This is a genomic window from Massilia sp. IC2-278, assembly GCF_020708045.1.
Lineage (GTDB): Bacteria > Pseudomonadota > Gammaproteobacteria > Burkholderiales > Burkholderiaceae_D > Telluria.
In genome coordinates this window covers 48,222-63,142 of record NZ_JAJFES010000014.1, presented here as the reverse complement: position 1 = coordinate 63,142, position 14,921 = coordinate 48,222, and the positions used below count along the sequence as shown (strand labels likewise).

Sequence of the window (14,921 nt, the reverse complement as noted above, 5' to 3'; positions counted from 1 at the left end):
CATCGAATACTGTACAAAATCACAGTATAGATGGGCGGGTGCGGTAACTGCAAGTTCAGCCCATCATGCCCATGGCTGCCGCGAACACGGCCGCCAGCATGATGCTCACGATATGCGCCGTCATCAGGACCATCCAGCGCAGCGCGGTAAGGGTACGGCTGCCGCCATACACCTTGCGCATGGCAGTCGGTAAATAGAACACCAGCCACAGCCCGAGCGCCTTGCCGACCAGCGGGATGAAGTCCGGGATGACCATAAGCAGGCTCAGGCAAAGGAAGGCAAAGGCATTCGTGTGCAGCGCGAACAGCACATGTTCGCCATAGCGGCGCCCGGAGCCGAGATACAACAGTTTCAGGAAGGCGGCAAACACCGGCATCAGCAGGAAGATGGCATACGGGGCGTAGCTGAAGAAGGCGCGCTTCAGGGCTTCGTTGCGGACCTCGTTCGGCAGCTTGCCGAAGTGATCGATCTTAGCGCCCAGGGATGGAGACACATTGGCCGCCAGCTTGCGCAGGTCTTCGTCGTCGTCCTCGATCTCGATCAGGGCGGGTTGATTGGTTTTCTTGTCCGCGGGCCTGGCGGTGGGCGGTGCGGCCTTGTCCTGCCCTGCCGGCGCCTGCTGCACGGCAGATGCCTTCGGCTGCGGCGCTTCCGTCTCCCTTTCCTGGGCGCCGATGTTGATGCCGCTGAATTTGAACAGCGCAAAGAAAATGATGCTGAAGGTCAGGTACAGGCGCAGCGGCTCGACGTAGCGCACGCGGCGGCCTTCGATGTATTCGCGCGTCAATTGGCCAGGCTTGAACAGCAGCAGCTTGACCGATTGCCACAGCTTGCCTTCCAGCGCCACGTAATGGGCCACGAACTCGTGCAGGAATTCGCGCGCGCTCGGTACGTGCAGGACGGCGGCCTGGCCACACTCCTGGCAGAAATTGCCGCCGAGGGAGGTGCCGCAATTCGGGCAATGGGTGGCGCTGTGGTGCAGGTGGGCTTCGGAATTCACGGAACGGGCGAGCACGATGATGGCGAAGTGTTCATGTTATCCAGTTAATTGCAAAAAAGCATCATAAAACGCGCATTCAATTGCGCGACTGTCGCTCGCCCGACGCGTTAGGATTCATGCAAGAGTCAGCAACAGGAGAATACCCATGGTTACCGAAACCAAAGACCGCTTCGTGAACACCGACGCGAAGATCGAAAACGATGGCGTCAAGCGCGAGCCGCACGAGCGCGACGAGTCGCCCGACGGCCAGGACACCGAGCCGCGCGGCATCATCAAGCAGGCCGCCGAAGACCTGGCCCAGGGCCTGGTCGATACCGATGCCCGCAATACCCCTGGCATCAGCGTTGCGGTCGAACCCGACGCCGACGCCACCGGCCAGGCCAACCCGCAACCCGACCGCCATCGCTCGATGCGCGACCACGATTCCGTCGAGCCCGTACCGGGCAAGAACCGATAAAGGAGAACACATGACCATCAAACGCAATGGCAGCGCCGTCTGGAGCGGCGGCCTGAAAGACGGCAAGGGCGCCGTGTCCACCGGCAGCGGCGTGCTGAAGGATTCGCAGTACGGTTTCAACACCCGCTTCGAGGATGGCCCCGGCACCAACCCGGAAGAACTGATCGGCGCGGCCCATGCGGGCTGTTTCACGATGGCGCTGTCGGGCCAGCTCGGCCAGGCCGGGCTGACGGCCGAGGAACTGCGCACCACGGCCACGGTGTCGATGGAAAAGGTCGAAGGCGGTTTCAAGATTACTGCCGTGCACCTGGACCTGGTCGCGAAGATTCCGGGCGCCAGCCAGGAAGCGTTCGACAAGGCGGCTACCACTGCCAAGGAAAACTGCCCGGTGTCGAAGTTGCTCAATGCCGAGATTACGCTGGCGTCGCGCTTGGAAAACTGATTCGTTTTCGTAATTGGATGACGGTCGGCGCTGCCTTTCACCCGCGGCGCTGATCGTACGGTGGGCACCCCGTGCCCACGCGATACGGGCGTCTCTGGAGTACGTGGCCGTGACTAACTGCTCGCACGGTATGCAGCGGCCACAAACTTGCGTATAGCGCCCTTCGGATACGGTACGAGCGAATAATCACGGCCGCAGGTGTAAGCAAACGCACGTACCGCGTGGGCACGGGGTGCCCACCGTACGGTTAATGCCAACGATGGAATGACGCCGCTGGAGCATCACACAACGGCCATCACAACTTCCCGCCACACCCGCCTCCGGCAAGGATCGCCCCGAACGCATAAAATTGCTGCTTTCCGTTTCCCAGAAGGACACCACCCCATGCGCATCCTGCACACCATGCTCCGCGTCGGCGACCTGCAACGCTCGATCGATTTCTACACCACCGTGCTCGGCATGAAACTGCTGCGCACCAGCGACAACCCCGAGTACCAGTACAAACTGGCCTTCCTCGGCTACGGCAGCAACCCCGACCACGCGGAACTCGAGCTGACCTACAACTACGGCACCGACAGCTACGACATGGGCACGGCCTACGGCCACATCGCCATCTCGGCCGACGACATCTACGCCACCTGCGACGCGGTGCGTGCCGCCGGCGGCAACATCACGCGCGAACCGGGCCCGGTCAAGGGCGGCTCGACCGTGATCGCCTTCGTTACCGATCCGGACGGCTACAAGATCGAGTTCATCCAGCGCAAGGACAACGAAGGCGGCGGCGGCCTGAGCAACTAAGGCACGCGCCTGCCACGGCAAGAATCGGCCCTGCCCGGCAGGGTTGCATGCTTGCTGTTAAAATTCCTGCGCCTGTTTCCACAGGCAATAATACGTCTTCGGGGCGGGGTGGAAATCCCCACCGGCGGTAAGGCCAGCCATGGCCAAGCCCGCGAGCGCCTGCTTCAACGAGCAGGGTCAGCAGATCTGGTGCGACTCCAGAGCCGACGGTTATAGTCCGGATGAAAGAAGATGTGCGCTGCAATGCGCCTTGCCTTTGCTCGTCCCTGCGGCGCGCGGGCGAGGCGTGTCAATTCGCTTGCCCTGATGCGTTTTTCGCCAACTTTACGCGAGGAGCGTCTCACAATGTTAGTCAATACCTACTCCCTTCACAGCACCGACCTGGAAGGCCGCATCGCCGCGGCGCTGGCCGCCACCCGTGCCGGCATCCCCGTCATCCTGCTCGACGATTTCGACCGCGAAAACGAGGCCGACCTGATCATTGCCGCCGAAAAGCTGACCGTCGAAACCATGGCCCTGATGATCCGCGAATGCAGCGGCATCGTCTGCCTGTGCCTGTCGGCCGACCGCGTGCGCGAACTGGAACTGCCGCCGATGGCCATCGAGAACGGCAGCCGCTACGGCACGCCGTTCACGGTGTCGATCGAGGCGCGCCACGGCGTGACCACCGGCGTCTCGGCGGCCGACCGCGTCACCACCATCCGCGCCGCCATCGCCGCCGATGCGAAACCGGACGACCTGGTCCGCCCAGGCCACGTGTTCCCGCTGCGTGCCACCCCGGGCGGCGTGCTGTCGCGCGCCGGCCATACCGAAGGCTCGGTCGATCTGTCCATCATGGCCGGCCTGCAGCCGTCGGCCGTGCTGTGCGAGCTGATGAACCCGGACGGCACCATGATGCGCGGCGAAGCCATCGAGCGCTTCGCCGAGGAACGCGGCTTTTCGATCCTGACGATTGCCGAGATGATCGAATGGCGCAAAAAGCAGGCCTGAACCCGGCTTGAACTTGGGGATTAGCCATACATGACGAACGGCGCTGCGGCGCCGTTTTTCTTTACGGAAGCATTCGGAAGCTGTTATTGCACGGCGTCAACGGCTACCTTGACCGAAGCCAAACGAACTCTTCAATACGCGAACGCAGCAGCCGGGCCCGACCTAGACTGAAGTATCAACTCGTCAATGGAGGCACGCCATGTCCGGTTTCCGTTCGTTCCAGCGCTCTCTTTCAAACGGCCGGGCCATGCCCGGCGCAGCCCTGGCGCTGTGCGCCATGCTGACCGCTTGCGGCGGTGGTGGCGGCGGCAGTCACACCCCGCACCCAACGCCGCCCGTCCAGCCATCGCCACCCTCGCCTCCGCCACCGGTCAACCAGGGGCCGCTCTACGACTTCACCCCCATCGGCCTGCCCGGCATCACGTACGGCGTGGTCGACCGGCAAGGCATTGCCAACGGCGGACTGGTGACCGGCAGCTCGTGGGATGCATCGGGCATCGTCCGGGCTTTCCTGTACAACGGCAAGACCAACATCGACCTCGGCACCTTCGGCGGGGCGAACGCGCGTGCTTTCGCCGTTAACCGCTGCGGCCAGGTGGCCGGCTGGGGGCAAACGCCGTCCGGCATTCCCCACGCCTTTTTCTACGACGGCACCCTGCACGACATCGGCGCGCTGGGCGGCGAGTCCTGGGGCGTGTCGATCAGCACCTGCGGCAAGGTAGCCGGGTGGTCCACGGTACCCGGCTCGCCGCGGCACGCCTTCTATTACGACGGCAAGTCGATGCGCGACCTCGGCACCCTGGGCGGGCAGATCTCGGAGGCGCTCGACGTGAATGCGGCCGGCCAGGTAGTCGGCACGTCCACGATCACGGGCGAAAACGTACTCCACGCCTTCCTGTACGACGCCCGCACGGGCGCGCCGATGCAGGACCTGAATCCGCCCGGCTTCAGCTCGCAGGCAATCGACATCAACGAGTCCGGCCAGATCGCCATCAGCGCGCGCGACCCCGTGGTCGATGGCCTGCTGCGCGCCTTCCGCTACAGCGGCGGCGTTCTCCAGGACCTCGGCGTGCTGCCCGATACCAACGGTGCAGTGCCGCATGCGATCAACGACGCCGGCCATGTCGTCGGCTACGTCTACAGCAATTTCGGCCAGGTCGCCTTCGTGCACGACGGCACGAGCATGCGCAGCTTGGGCACGCTGAACGGCGGCAGCTTTTCCGATGCCAATGCCATCAATGCTTCCGGCCTGATCGTCGGCCAGGCGGTGAATGGCAACACCGGTCCCGAGCACGCCGTTGCCTGGGGGCCGGACTATGGCCTGGTCGACCTGAATACGCGGGTGAAGGATTTGCCGGCGGGCGTCGTGCTGCTGGAGGCCGAGGCGGTGGCCGACGATGGCGCGATTGCCGTGCGTACCAGCACCGGGCTGGGCCTGCTGCGGCCAAGAAAAGATGGCGGAAAATAAGGGTTCCAGGAACAAAAACGGCGCCACGCAGGCGCCGTTTTTTATTTGCATCCAGAACTCAAGATGCAAATTTTATATGAACACTTATTTTTGCAGCAGATTGTTCACCGGTACCAGGTCCGCCTCGCGCAGCGAACCGGCCGCCGCCTTCAGGCGCAGGCCGTTCAGGATCGTGTTGTAGCGCGCGCGGGCCAGGTCGGTGCGGGTCGAGTACAGCTGGCGCTGGGCATTGAGCACGTCGATGTTGATGCGCACGCCCACCTGGTAACCCAGCTTGTTCGATTCCAGCGCCGACTGGCTCGACACTTCGGCCGCTTCCAGCGCCTTTACTTGCGCCATGCCGCTGTTCACGCCCAGGAAAGCCTGGCGCGCCTGCAGGGCCGCGTTGCGGCGGGTGGATTCGAGGTCGTTGCGGGCCCTGTCTTCCAGGGCGATCGATTCGCGCACGCGGCTGGTGACGGCGTAGCCGCTGAAGATCGGCACCGACCACTGCACGCCGATCGAGTTGTTGCGGCCGTCGCCGGAATTCAGGGTGCGGCCGCTGACGTTGGTGCGGCCGGTATTCGCTACCAGGTCCAGGGTCGGCAGGTGGCCGGCGCGGTTGCGCGAGATGTCGCGCTTGGCCGATTCCAGCGCCAGTTCCGAAGCGGTGACGCCATAGTTCTGGGTTTCGGCCGAGCTCACCCACGGGTCGACCACGGCCGGTTGCGGCGAGGTCAGCGTGACGCCGGCCTGCAGCGGCGCCAGCGCATCCGGCGCCTGGCCGATGATCACTTGCAGCATGGTGCGGCGGTTTTCCAGCTCGTTGACGGCGGCAAACTCCTGCGCCACTACCAGGTCGTACGCGGCCTGCGCTTCGTGGGTGTCGGTGATGGTCTGGGTGCCGACCTCGAAGTTGCGCTTGGCCGAGGCCAGCTGTTCGGTCACGGCGCTTTTCTGGGCGCGGGTCGATTCCAGCGTGTCCTGCGCGGCCAGCACGTCGAAGTAGGCTTGCGCCACGCGCGTGATCAGGTCTTGCTGGGCCTGGGCAAACTGGGCTTCGGCAATCGCCTGGGCGAGTTTGCTTTGCTCGTAGGTCTGCCAGCGGTCCCAGCGGAACAGCGGCTGGGTCAGCGACAGGCCATACTGGTTGGTGCGCAGGTCGGAACCGCTGCCGGTGATCACGGTCGGCACGCCGTCGATGACCACCGTCTGGCCCTGGTTGAACGGGGAAAAATCGTTGTCGTTCTTGGCGTAGGACCCCGACGCGGCGATCGTCGGCAGCAACCCCGCACGCCCCTGTGTCACCCGTTCGCGGCCGGCGGCGAGCGAAGCGCGCGCGCTGGCGTAGGCGGCATCGTTGGCCAGGGCCTGCTGGTAAACCTGGATCAGGTCGATCGCGTTCGCATCGAACGACACGAACGCGCTGGCCAGCAGCATGGCGATGAGGGGTTTCTGCATTGCGGTCTCCGTCGGAGTCATCAAAAGTTAGGAAAGCAGGTCAATACTTCGGCATGGCCGGATCGACCTGTACAGCCCAGGCGTGTATTCCGCCCGTCAAATTCGTTACGTTGTCGAAGCCGTTGCGCTCCAAAAAGGCGGCCACCTGCATGCTGCGCGCGCCGTGGTGGCAGATGCAGACGATTTCCCGGTCGTCGGGCAGCTCGCCGGCACGGATCGGCACCAGGTGCATCGGGATCTGGGTCGAGCCTGCGATGTGGCAGGTCTCGAATTCCCAGTTCTCGCGCACGTCCAGCAGCAGCGGGCGCTCGCCTTCGGGAGCGGCCACGCCGGCAGCCAGCTTTTCAGCCAGCTCGGGAGCGGTGATGTGCTGCATCGCGCCGCCTGTCAGAACGTGAAGCGCGAGGCAACCGGCGCGCCGGCCAGCGGCCTGGCGTTGGTCTCGAACAGCTTGACCGTGTCGTAGCCGGTTTCCGATACGCGGGTCACGATCTCGCAAGACATGGCCGGCGCCTGGCCGACGATGGCGGCAATGCGGCCACCGACCTTGACCTGCTTTAGGAAGGCTTCCGGCAGGCTTTCCAGGCCGCCCGAGATGACGATCACGTCGAACGGCGCGCCCTTGTCCCAGCCGGCGGCGGCATTGCCTTCGACCACGGTGACGTTATCGACGCCGGCCTTTTTCAGGTTCTGCTCGGCCAGCGCCTTGATTTCCGGCGACAGCTCAACGGTGGTGACCTGGCGCGCCCGGTGCGCCATCAGCGCCGCCATGTAGCCGGACCCGGCGCCAACTTCCAGCACGGTTTCGTTTTTTTGCAGCTTCAGTTCCTGCAGGATGCGCGCTTCGACTTTCGGATTGAACATTGCCGCGCCGCCCGGCAGCGGGATCTCGACGTCGGCGAAGGCCAGGTTCTGGTACGCCTCTGGCACGAACTGTTCGCGCTTGACCACGTGCAGCAGGTCGAGGACGTCCTGGTCCAGCACGTTCCAGGGACGGATCTGCTGTTCGATCATGTTGAAGCGGGCTTGTTCGATATTCATCTTGATACTCAGTGGTAAAAGAAATAATCCGATATTTTATCGTTGAACTGCCTCAGGACGCACATCTTATCGGGATGGCATCGAGATCGCGTGAAATTGCGACAGTCTGCAGTTTACAGGGAATGAACGCCCGAAAAAGGCGTCCTGAAGAGGACGGTATTGCGCTCGACCGTTCACGCCGCCGCCGGAGCGGCCGGAGGCAGCAGGCCGTGCAGCGCCATGTCGAGGAAGGAATCGAGGAAAGCCAGCGGTTCGAGGTCGCCGCGCTCGCAGGGGCCGACCGAATGCTTCCAGGTGACCAGCATCAGCATGGGCGCCATCAGCACTTGCGTTGTTTGGGTGACATTGATCGCGCGGAATTCGCCGCGGGCGATGCCGCGCTCGAGCATGCTGGAAATCATGCGCGTGCCGCGGTTGATGACCTCGATCTGGTAGAACCTGGCCAGTTCGGGAAAGTTATTCGCTTCGGCCATGACCAGCTTGACGATGCCGGAGACCTTGCTCGCGCCGACCCGGTCCCACCAGTCCATCAATACCTTGCGCAGCAGTTCGGCGCTGTGGCCTTCGAATTCGGCGACCGAGGATTCGGCCTGGCCGATCACCGGCACGATGCTGTTGCGCACCACGGCCTTGAACAGTTCTTCCTTGTTCTCGAAGTAGAGGTACAAGGTGCCCTTCGATACACCGGCGCGGCGGGCGACGTCCTCCAGCCGGGTGGCGGCAAAGCCGCGCTCGACGAATAGGTCGATGGCCGCCGCCAGCAACTCCTGCGGACGAGCATCCTTGCGGCGCTCCCAGCGCGGCTTGGTGTCAAGTGGGCATTCCATGCTTCTGTCCGACAACTTTCAAAGAGTCATCGAATATAGTCCCGGGTGGGAGGCCAGTCAAGCGCGCATGCGCCTGCCGTGGCAGCCCATCCGGCCCGTGTTGAGCGGCACACGCGCCGCATGCCAGGGTCTAGCCCTTGCCTTTGCCGCAACCATAAATACGCCCTTCCGCACCGGCCCGGTAGAGCGCGCCCTCGCGGGTTTGCGCCGGCTGGCCGGTCTGCTGGCGCGGCACCTGGAAGGCCGCCATCACGTCGGCCACGCCCGGCAGGAATTTTTCCACGGCCACATCGAGGCTGGCCATCGCGCCGACCTTCATGTTGCGCGCCGGCGCCGTCGCCGCGTCCAGGATCGCCTCTGCCACCTGGTGCGGATCGATCTGGGGCGAAGGCAGCTTCGGCTCATGCGCCATGTAATTGCGCGCGTGCTGGGGCAGCGGCGTGTCGACCGCGGTCGGCTGGATCAGGGTGATCGACACCGCCGCGCCATCGACCTGCTCGACCTCGATGCGCAAGGCATCGGTGAAACCCTTCACCGCGTGCTTGGTGGCCGTGTACATGCCCTGCAGGGGAATCGCCACTTCCGACGCTTCGCTGCCGACGTTGATCAGGGCGCCACCGGTCAGGCGCAAGTGCGGTAGCGCCGCCAGCGAACCGTTCACGATGCCCCAGAAATTGACGTCGAACAGGCGCCGGCTGTCGGCCTCGTTCACTTCCTCCAGGCGCCCGTAGATGGTGCTGCCGGCCACGTTGGCCCAGGTGTCGATGCGCCCGAAGCGCTCGATCGCCGCCTGCGCCACCGCGTCCACCTGGGCCCGGTCGGACACGTCGGCCACCACGTGGATGGCCTCGACGCCGCCGGCGCGCAAGCCCTCGACGACCGCCGCCAGCACGTCGCCGCTGCGCGCGGCCAGCACCAGTTTGGCGCCGCGCCGGCCGGCGTCTTGCGCGGTGGCCAGGCCGATACCGCTGGAGGCGCCGGTAATGACCATCACTTGCTGGGCTAGGGGTTTCAGCGAACTGGCCATCTGCGGTGCTCCGGTGATGTGGTGCACCAACCATAGCAGGAACATCAACAACGCAGCGCCCGCCAAGCATTGCTGTCCAGGGGCTGCGCCGGCGCGTTATACTTGCCGGCTGCCGGGCGCATGCCGGGCGCCTGTTCCTTGAATCCATGAATTGCCGCGACCATTGCGGTGCCTGCTGCACCGCCCCTTCGATCAGCAGTCCAATACCCGGCATGCCGCACGGTAAGCCGGCCGGCGTGCGCTGCGTGCAGCTGGCCGACGACAACCGCTGCCGTATTTTTGGGCAGCCGGGACGGCCGGCCGTGTGCGCCGGCCTGCAGCCTTCGCTGGAGATGTGCGGCAACAGCCGCGAGCAGGCGATGATGTGGCTGGATGAACTCGAGCGGGCGACGGCGCCCTGAACCTGGTTGATAGCTTATTGCTTGCCGTCGTCGGCGCCGGCATCAGCGTCGGTATCGGTTTCGCCCGGCATCAGCAGGCGCGCCTTTTTCTTCTTCTTGACCGTGGTGGAAATTTCTTGCCCGGGCTTGGTGGCCGGCGGTGGCGCCACCGGGATCGGGAAGCCGAGAAAGACCATGATGAAAAACACCGGCAGCAGCAGGTAGAAGAGCGGACGCTTCCAGTTGAGCTTTTGTTTCATCATTGCCAATAGATGAGCACTGGCAATGGCAGTTCAAGACCCGCCGTGTAAATATGCTGCGCGGCGGGTGGCGCGGGCTGCGCCCCGCTTCAGCGCGACGCCGGACGCGCCTGCTGGATATGCGAGAACAAGGCGCCCAGCGTCAGGCCTTCGTCCCAGATGTCTTCGAGCACGACGCCGAAGCGGGTGCGCAGGTCGCGCGCGAAGGTGTCGAACTCGGCGGCATCGGCGGCCCATTTCGACGGGTGCAGGGCACGGCAAATGCCGATCAATTGATCGTCGGGACGGAACTTCAGCATGTCGACATCGCGGAAATCGAAGGCCGAGGTGAAGACGGAGAGGAATTCGCGGATTTGCCTGTTCGACGCCCGCGGAAAGGCGCGGCGCCATGAACGGCCCTGGCTGGTACGGGTAAGCAAGGGGTTGGGCAGTTGACCGAATGTCAGTGCCGACCATGCAACGGCCAGCAGGACGAGGATCGCCAATATGCTCATTTGAAAACGGCAGCGTTACTCATGCGGACCAGTCTAGCACGATCAAACCGGCGTGGCGCACATCCTGTTCACAATTGCGCGCGTCTGTACCAGGCTTGCAGAGCGAGCAATTTCCGGTAACAAACAGGCAACATGCGCGTCGTAAAATATCCCCGGCCGTTGTGGCCAACTCAGCGGCAACGGCCCGGTCCGTGGTAAGCTTCGACGCCTTGTGGGTCGCCTCCGCTTCATCCGCGCCTTTACTTTCCTCCCACTCATCACACGCACACCTTCATGGATATTCTTCTCGCCGTCAAGGCGATCATCATGGGCCTGGTCGAGGGCTTCACCGAGTTCCTGCCGATTTCCTCGACCGGCCACCTGATCCTCGCCGGCAGCCTGCTCGATTTCACGGGCGAGAAAGTGAAGGTCTTCGAAATCGCGATCCAGGCCGGCGCCATGCTGGCCGTGATCTGGGAATACCGCGCGCGCATCGCCCGCGTGTGCAACGGCCTGTTCAGCGAGCGCCGCCAGCAGAAGTTCGTGATCAATTTGATCGTGGCCTTCCTGCCGGCCGCCCTCCTCGGCCTGGTCTTCGCCAGCGCCATCAAGGCCGAGCTGTTCAAGCCGGTGCCGGTGGCGATGGCCTTCATCGTCGGCGCCTTTGTCATCCTCTGGGTCGAGCGCCGCCACAAGAACCTGCCGAAAGCCGCGCGCATCGAGACCGTGGACGACATGACCGTGCTCGACGCGCTGAAGGTCGGCTGCGCCCAGGCATTCGCCCTGATCCCGGGCACTAGCCGCTCGGGCGCCACCATCATCGGCGGCATGCTGTTCGGCCTGTCGCGCAAGGCGGCCACCGAATTCTCGTTCTTCCTGGCGATCCCGACCCTGCTGTCGGCCACCGTGTATTCGGTCTACAAGGAACGCGCGCTGCTGTCGATGAGCGACCTGCCGATGTTCGGCATCGGCGGCCTTGCCGCCTTCGTCTCGGCCTTCCTGTGCGTGCGCTGGCTGCTGCGCTACATCAGCACGCACGACTTCACGATCTTCGCCTGGTACCGTATCGTATTCGGCGTGATCGTCCTCGTCACCGCGCACTACGGCCTGGTGGACTGGGCGGAATAAAGCCAGGAAACTTTTTATCATGAACACCGAGATCGACGCCCAGGACACCGAAGCGCGCGCACTGCACGTATTGCAGACCGTCTTCGGCTACCCTGCGTTCCGCGGGAACCAGGCCGACATCGTCCAGCATGTGGCCGATGGGGGCGACGCCCTGGTCCTGATGCCGACCGGCGGCGGCAAGTCGCTGTGCTACCAGATCCCGGCCCTGCTGCGCGACGGCGTGGGCGTGGTCGTCTCGCCGCTGATCGCGCTGATGCAGGACCAGGTCGACGCGCTGGAAGAAGTCGGCGTGCGCGCCGCCTTCCTGAATTCGACGCAAACCTTCGAGGAAACCCTGCGCATCGAGCGCCTGGTGCGCACCGGCGAGATCGACCTGGTCTACGTGGCGCCCGAACGCCTGATGACCCAGCGCTGCCTCGACCTGTTCGCCGATTCGCGCATTTCGCTGTTCGCCATCGACGAAGCGCACTGCGTGTCGCAATGGGGCCACGACTTCCGGCCCGAGTACATCCGCCTGTCGATCCTGCACGAGCGCTTCCCCGAGGTGCCGCGCATCGCCCTTACGGCAACGGCCGACCAGCAGACCCGCGCCGAGATCGCGCACCGCCTGCAGCTCGACGAAGCGCGCCAGTTCGTGTCCTCGTTCGACCGCCCGAACATCCGCTACGCCATCGTCGAAAAGACCAATGGCCGCAAGCAGCTGATCGACTTCATCAGCGCCGAGCACCCGGGCGACTCGGGCATCGTGTACTGCCTGTCGCGTAAAAAGGTCGAGGAGACCGCCGAGTTCCTGAATGAGAACGGCATCCGCGCCATGGCCTACCATGCGGGCATGGAGCACAGCGTGCGCGCCGGGAACCAGGCGCGCTTCCTGCGCGAAGAGAACATCGTGATGGTGGCGACGATCGCCTTCGGCATGGGCATCGACAAGCCGGACGTGCGCTTCGTCTGCCACCTGGACCTGCCGAAGAGTATCGAGGGCTATTACCAGGAGACGGGACGCGCCGGCCGCGACGGCGCACCGGCCAGCGCCTGGATGGCCTACGGCTTGCAGGACGTGGTGCTCCAGCGCCGGATGATCGACGAATCCGAAGCCGACGAAACCTTCAAGCGCGTGCTGTCGGTGAAGCTCGACGCCATGCTCGGTTTGTGCGAGACCCTGTCGTGCCGGCGCATGCGCCTGCTCGACTATTTCGGCGAAAAGTCCGGCCCCTGCGGCAACTGCGATACCTGCCTGATTCCGCCGGTGAGTTTCGACGCGACGGTGCCGGTGCAGAAGCTGCTGTCGGCCATCTACCGCGTCGACCAGCGCTTCGCCGCCGGCCACGTGATCGACGTGCTGCGCGGCGTGCAGACCGACCGCATCAGCCAGTGGCACCACGATGCGCTGTCGGTGTACGGCATCGGCAGCGACCGCAGCGAACAGGAATGGCGCGCCATCGTGCGCCAGACCATCGCGCTCGGCCTGCTGACGGTCGACCACGACGCCTACAGTTCATTGAAACTCACCGACGCCGCCCGTCCGGTGCTCAAGGGCGGGCAGAAGGTGCAGCTGCGCCAGTACCAGAAGCCGGTCAAGCCGAAACGCAGCTTTGCGTCGTCCAAGGGCTACGAGGAGCTGGAGCTGTCGAAGTCCGAGCAGGCGATTTTCGACCGCCTGCGTTCCTGGCGCATGGGCGCGGCGCGCGAGCACGGCGTGCCGGCCTACGTGGTGTTCCAGGATGCCACCCTGCGCGAGATCGCCAAGGTCAAGCCGACCTCGCTGCAGGAACTGCGCGGCGTGTCCGGCGTCGGCGAGAAAAAACTGGTTTCCTACGGCGACGACATCGTCGGTATCATCAACGAGATGCTGTAGCCCTTTGGCGCGGCACGATTCATACGGTTCAAGTTCATGCACATCGAATCCTCTACCGCCGCCTCCCCTGCCCATGCAGTCCCGGCGAATGCCGCCAGCCTGCAGACCTTCGTCTTCGCGCTGTTCTTCATCTTCGGCGGCATCACCAGCCTGAACGACGTCATCATCCCCAAGCTGAAGGACTTGTTCACGCTCAGCTATGCGCAGGCGATGCTGGTGCAGTCGGCCTTCTTCGCCGCCTACTTCATCGTCTCGATCCCGGCCGCCGCCATCGTGCGCCGCATCGGCTACATGCGCACCGCCGTGGTGGGCCTCTTGACCATGACGGCGGGCTGCCTGCTGTTCATTCCGGCCTCCTCGTCGGGCGTGTTCGCCACTTTCCTGATCGCGCTGTTCGTGCTGGCCTCGGGCATCACGGTGGTGCAGGTGGTGGCCAATCCGCTCATTTCCCTGCTCGGCGCGCCGCAGACGGCGCACAGCCGCCTGACCTTTGCCCAGGCTTTCAATTCGCTCGGCACCACGGTGTTTCCGTATGTCGGCGCGATCCTGATCCTTGGCTCGCTGGCGACGGTGGATGCAAGTACCCTGAGCGGCGCCGCGCTCGACGCCTACCGCGCCGAGGAAACGCGGGTGGTGGTGCAGACCTATATCGGCCTGGCGGTGGCGCTGGTGATCGTGGCGGCCCTGGTCTGGCACAACCGCACCAAGCTGGTGGAGACGCCGGCGCCGCAGGTGAGCATCCTGAAGGCCTTCGAACTCTTGAAGCAGCCGCGCTTTGCCTTCGGCGCGGCCTGCATCTTCCTGTACGTGGGCGCGGAAGTGGCGGTCGGCTCGGTGATCGTGAACTACCTGATGGAGTCCAACGTGCTGGGGCTGGGTGCGGAGGCGGCGGGCAAGCACGTGCCGCTGTACTGGGGCGGCGCGATGGTCGGCCGCTTCATCGGCGCGGCCCTGCTGCGCATGTTCTCGCCGGGGAAGGTGCTGGCCTGCGCGGCGGGTGCGACGATCCTGTTGCTGCTGGTGTCGGCGAATACGACCGGACTGGTGTCGGGCTGGTCGCTGCTGGCGGTGGGGCTGTTCAATTCGATCATGTTCCCGACCATCTTCTCGCTGGCCAGCGAAGGGCTGGGCGAGCGCGCGGCGGAAGGCTCGGGCCTGATCTGCGTGGCGATCGTCGGCGGCGCGATCGTGCCCCTGATTACCGGGCACGCGGCCGACCTGGTGGGATTGAAGATGGCGCTGGCCGTGCCGGCCATCTGCTACGCCATCATCCTGTGCTTCGGGATTTTTGCGCGGCGTCCACGCGCCGCTTGATCGGTAGCGTGGACGGGTTTC

At 64.5% G+C, this 14,921-nt stretch carries 17 protein-coding genes and 1 riboswitch; of the genes, 9 read left to right on the top strand and 8 right to left on the bottom strand.

All coding sequences use genetic code 11. The features are described from left to right. Positions 1-55 precede the first annotated feature (55 nt). Positions 56-1,015, bottom strand: coding sequence for a DUF3667 domain-containing protein (locus tag LK540_RS20390; RefSeq protein ID WP_229439150.1), 960 nt, complete (start codon positions 1,013-1,015; stop codon positions 56-58). Between the two features lie 130 nt (positions 1,016-1,145). Here LK540_RS20390 and LK540_RS20385 point away from each other — a divergent pair, with 130 nt between their 5' ends. From LK540_RS20385 to LK540_RS20365, 5 genes are all read left to right on the top strand, one after another. Then, positions 1,146-1,457, top strand: a complete 312-nt coding sequence (locus LK540_RS20385; protein ID WP_229439149.1) for a hypothetical protein — start codon at positions 1,146-1,148, stop codon at positions 1,455-1,457. 10 nt (positions 1,458-1,467) lie between these two features. Continuing rightward, entirely contained in the window at positions 1,468-1,899 is a 432-nt protein-coding gene (locus LK540_RS20380; RefSeq protein ID WP_229439148.1) for an OsmC family protein, read from the top strand. A 384-nt stretch (positions 1,900-2,283) separates the two neighbouring features. Continuing rightward, positions 2,284-2,697: a lactoylglutathione lyase gene (gloA, locus tag LK540_RS20375; protein ID WP_229439147.1), complete on the top strand. Its 414-nt coding sequence runs from the start codon at positions 2,284-2,286 to the stop codon at positions 2,695-2,697. Positions 2,698-2,787: 90 nt separating this feature from the next. Continuing rightward, positions 2,788-2,934, top strand: a riboswitch (FMN riboswitch). A 108-nt stretch (positions 2,935-3,042) separates the two neighbouring features. Next, on the top strand, positions 3,043-3,687 hold the full coding sequence (gene ribB, locus LK540_RS20370) for a 3,4-dihydroxy-2-butanone-4-phosphate synthase (protein ID WP_229439146.1): 645 nt from the start codon (positions 3,043-3,045) through the stop codon (positions 3,685-3,687). A gap of 199 nt (positions 3,688-3,886) precedes the next feature. Continuing rightward, complete coding sequence (locus LK540_RS20365; RefSeq protein ID WP_229439145.1) at positions 3,887-5,155, top strand: hypothetical protein; 1,269 nt, start codon at positions 3,887-3,889, stop codon at positions 5,153-5,155. 84 nt (positions 5,156-5,239) lie between these two features. Here LK540_RS20365 and LK540_RS20360 read toward each other — a convergent pair whose 3' ends face one another. The 5 genes from LK540_RS20360 to LK540_RS20340 all read right to left on the bottom strand — a co-directional run bounded on the left by LK540_RS20360 (position 5,240) and on the right by LK540_RS20340 (position 9,490). Then, positions 5,240-6,595: a TolC family outer membrane protein gene (locus tag LK540_RS20360; protein ID WP_229439144.1), complete on the bottom strand. Its 1,356-nt coding sequence runs from the start codon at positions 6,593-6,595 to the stop codon at positions 5,240-5,242. 40 nt (positions 6,596-6,635) lie between these two features. Further along, entirely contained in the window at positions 6,636-6,971 is a 336-nt protein-coding gene (locus LK540_RS20355; RefSeq protein ID WP_229439143.1) for a rhodanese-like domain-containing protein, read from the bottom strand. Between the two features lie 11 nt (positions 6,972-6,982). Then, positions 6,983-7,636 carry a protein-L-isoaspartate O-methyltransferase gene (locus LK540_RS20350; protein ID WP_229439142.1) on the bottom strand — a complete coding sequence of 218 codons (654 nt, stop codon included), beginning with the start codon at positions 7,634-7,636 and terminating at the stop codon, positions 6,983-6,985. A gap of 173 nt (positions 7,637-7,809) precedes the next feature. Next, on the bottom strand, positions 7,810-8,463 hold the full coding sequence (locus LK540_RS20345) for a TetR/AcrR family transcriptional regulator (RefSeq protein ID WP_229439141.1): 654 nt from the start codon (positions 8,461-8,463) through the stop codon (positions 7,810-7,812). A 130-nt stretch (positions 8,464-8,593) separates the two neighbouring features. Next, positions 8,594-9,490, bottom strand: a complete 897-nt coding sequence (locus LK540_RS20340; RefSeq protein ID WP_229439140.1) for an SDR family oxidoreductase — start codon at positions 9,488-9,490, stop codon at positions 8,594-8,596. A gap of 146 nt (positions 9,491-9,636) precedes the next feature. Between LK540_RS20340 and LK540_RS20335 the strand changes: the two genes are divergently transcribed. Continuing rightward, entirely contained in the window at positions 9,637-9,891 is a 255-nt protein-coding gene (locus LK540_RS20335; RefSeq protein ID WP_229439139.1) for a YkgJ family cysteine cluster protein, read from the top strand. A 14-nt stretch (positions 9,892-9,905) separates the two neighbouring features. On the opposite strand, the gene LK540_RS20330 is transcribed toward LK540_RS20335, so the two are convergent. Together LK540_RS20330 and LK540_RS20325 are read right to left on the bottom strand one after the other, a co-directional pair. Further along, positions 9,906-10,133, bottom strand: coding sequence for a hypothetical protein (locus LK540_RS20330; protein ID WP_229439138.1), 228 nt, complete (start codon positions 10,131-10,133; stop codon positions 9,906-9,908). A gap of 86 nt (positions 10,134-10,219) precedes the next feature. Then, positions 10,220-10,615, bottom strand: a complete 396-nt coding sequence (locus tag LK540_RS20325; RefSeq protein WP_374041376.1) for a hypothetical protein — start codon at positions 10,613-10,615, stop codon at positions 10,220-10,222. 282 nt (positions 10,616-10,897) lie between these two features. On the opposite strand from LK540_RS20325, the gene LK540_RS20320 reads away from it, so the two are divergent. The 3 genes from LK540_RS20320 to LK540_RS20310 are packed head-to-tail and all read left to right on the top strand — an operon-like array spanning position 10,898 to position 14,900. Then, positions 10,898-11,731 carry an undecaprenyl-diphosphate phosphatase gene (locus tag LK540_RS20320; protein WP_229439136.1) on the top strand — a complete coding sequence of 278 codons (834 nt, stop codon included), beginning with the start codon at positions 10,898-10,900 and terminating at the stop codon, positions 11,729-11,731. Positions 11,732-11,750: 19 nt separating this feature from the next. Then, on the top strand, positions 11,751-13,586 hold the full coding sequence (gene recQ, locus LK540_RS20315) for a DNA helicase RecQ (RefSeq protein ID WP_229439135.1): 1,836 nt from the start codon (positions 11,751-11,753) through the stop codon (positions 13,584-13,586). Positions 13,587-13,622: 36 nt separating this feature from the next. Further along, on the top strand, positions 13,623-14,900 hold the full coding sequence (locus LK540_RS20310) for a sugar MFS transporter (protein ID WP_229439134.1): 1,278 nt from the start codon (positions 13,623-13,625) through the stop codon (positions 14,898-14,900). Positions 14,901-14,921: the final 21 nt, after the last annotated feature.

What these genes read in the sequence shown, in the direction of transcription:
- LK540_RS20385 (WP_229439149.1), top strand. Translation starts at nt 1,146, where the DNA reads ATGGTTACCGAAACCAAAGACCGCTTCGTGAACACCGACGCGAAGATC.
- LK540_RS20380 (WP_229439148.1), top strand. Translation starts at nt 1,468, where the DNA reads ATGACCATCAAACGCAATGGCAGCGCCGTCTGGAGCGGCGGCCTGAAA.
- gloA (WP_229439147.1), top strand. Translation starts at nt 2,284, where the DNA reads ATGCGCATCCTGCACACCATGCTCCGCGTCGGCGACCTGCAACGCTCG.
- ribB (WP_229439146.1), top strand. Translation starts at nt 3,043, where the DNA reads ATGTTAGTCAATACCTACTCCCTTCACAGCACCGACCTGGAAGGCCGC.
- LK540_RS20365 (WP_229439145.1), top strand. Translation starts at nt 3,887, where the DNA reads ATGTCCGGTTTCCGTTCGTTCCAGCGCTCTCTTTCAAACGGCCGGGCC.
- LK540_RS20360 (WP_229439144.1), bottom strand. Translation starts at nt 6,595, where the DNA reads ATGCAGAAACCCCTCATCGCCATGCTGCTGGCCAGCGCGTTCGTGTCG.
- LK540_RS20355 (WP_229439143.1), bottom strand. Translation starts at nt 6,971, where the DNA reads ATGCAGCACATCACCGCTCCCGAGCTGGCTGAAAAGCTGGCTGCCGGC.
- LK540_RS20350 (WP_229439142.1), bottom strand. Translation starts at nt 7,636, where the DNA reads ATGAATATCGAACAAGCCCGCTTCAACATGATCGAACAGCAGATCCGT.
- LK540_RS20345 (WP_229439141.1), bottom strand. Translation starts at nt 8,463, where the DNA reads ATGGAATGCCCACTTGACACCAAGCCGCGCTGGGAGCGCCGCAAGGAT.
- LK540_RS20340 (WP_229439140.1), bottom strand. Translation starts at nt 9,490, where the DNA reads ATGGCCAGTTCGCTGAAACCCCTAGCCCAGCAAGTGATGGTCATTACC.
- LK540_RS20335 (WP_229439139.1), top strand. Translation starts at nt 9,637, where the DNA reads ATGAATTGCCGCGACCATTGCGGTGCCTGCTGCACCGCCCCTTCGATC.
- LK540_RS20330 (WP_229439138.1), bottom strand. Translation starts at nt 10,133, where the DNA reads ATGATGAAACAAAAGCTCAACTGGAAGCGTCCGCTCTTCTACCTGCTG.
- LK540_RS20320 (WP_229439136.1), top strand. Translation starts at nt 10,898, where the DNA reads ATGGATATTCTTCTCGCCGTCAAGGCGATCATCATGGGCCTGGTCGAG.
- recQ (WP_229439135.1), top strand. Translation starts at nt 11,751, where the DNA reads ATGAACACCGAGATCGACGCCCAGGACACCGAAGCGCGCGCACTGCAC.
- LK540_RS20310 (WP_229439134.1), top strand. Translation starts at nt 13,623, where the DNA reads ATGCACATCGAATCCTCTACCGCCGCCTCCCCTGCCCATGCAGTCCCG.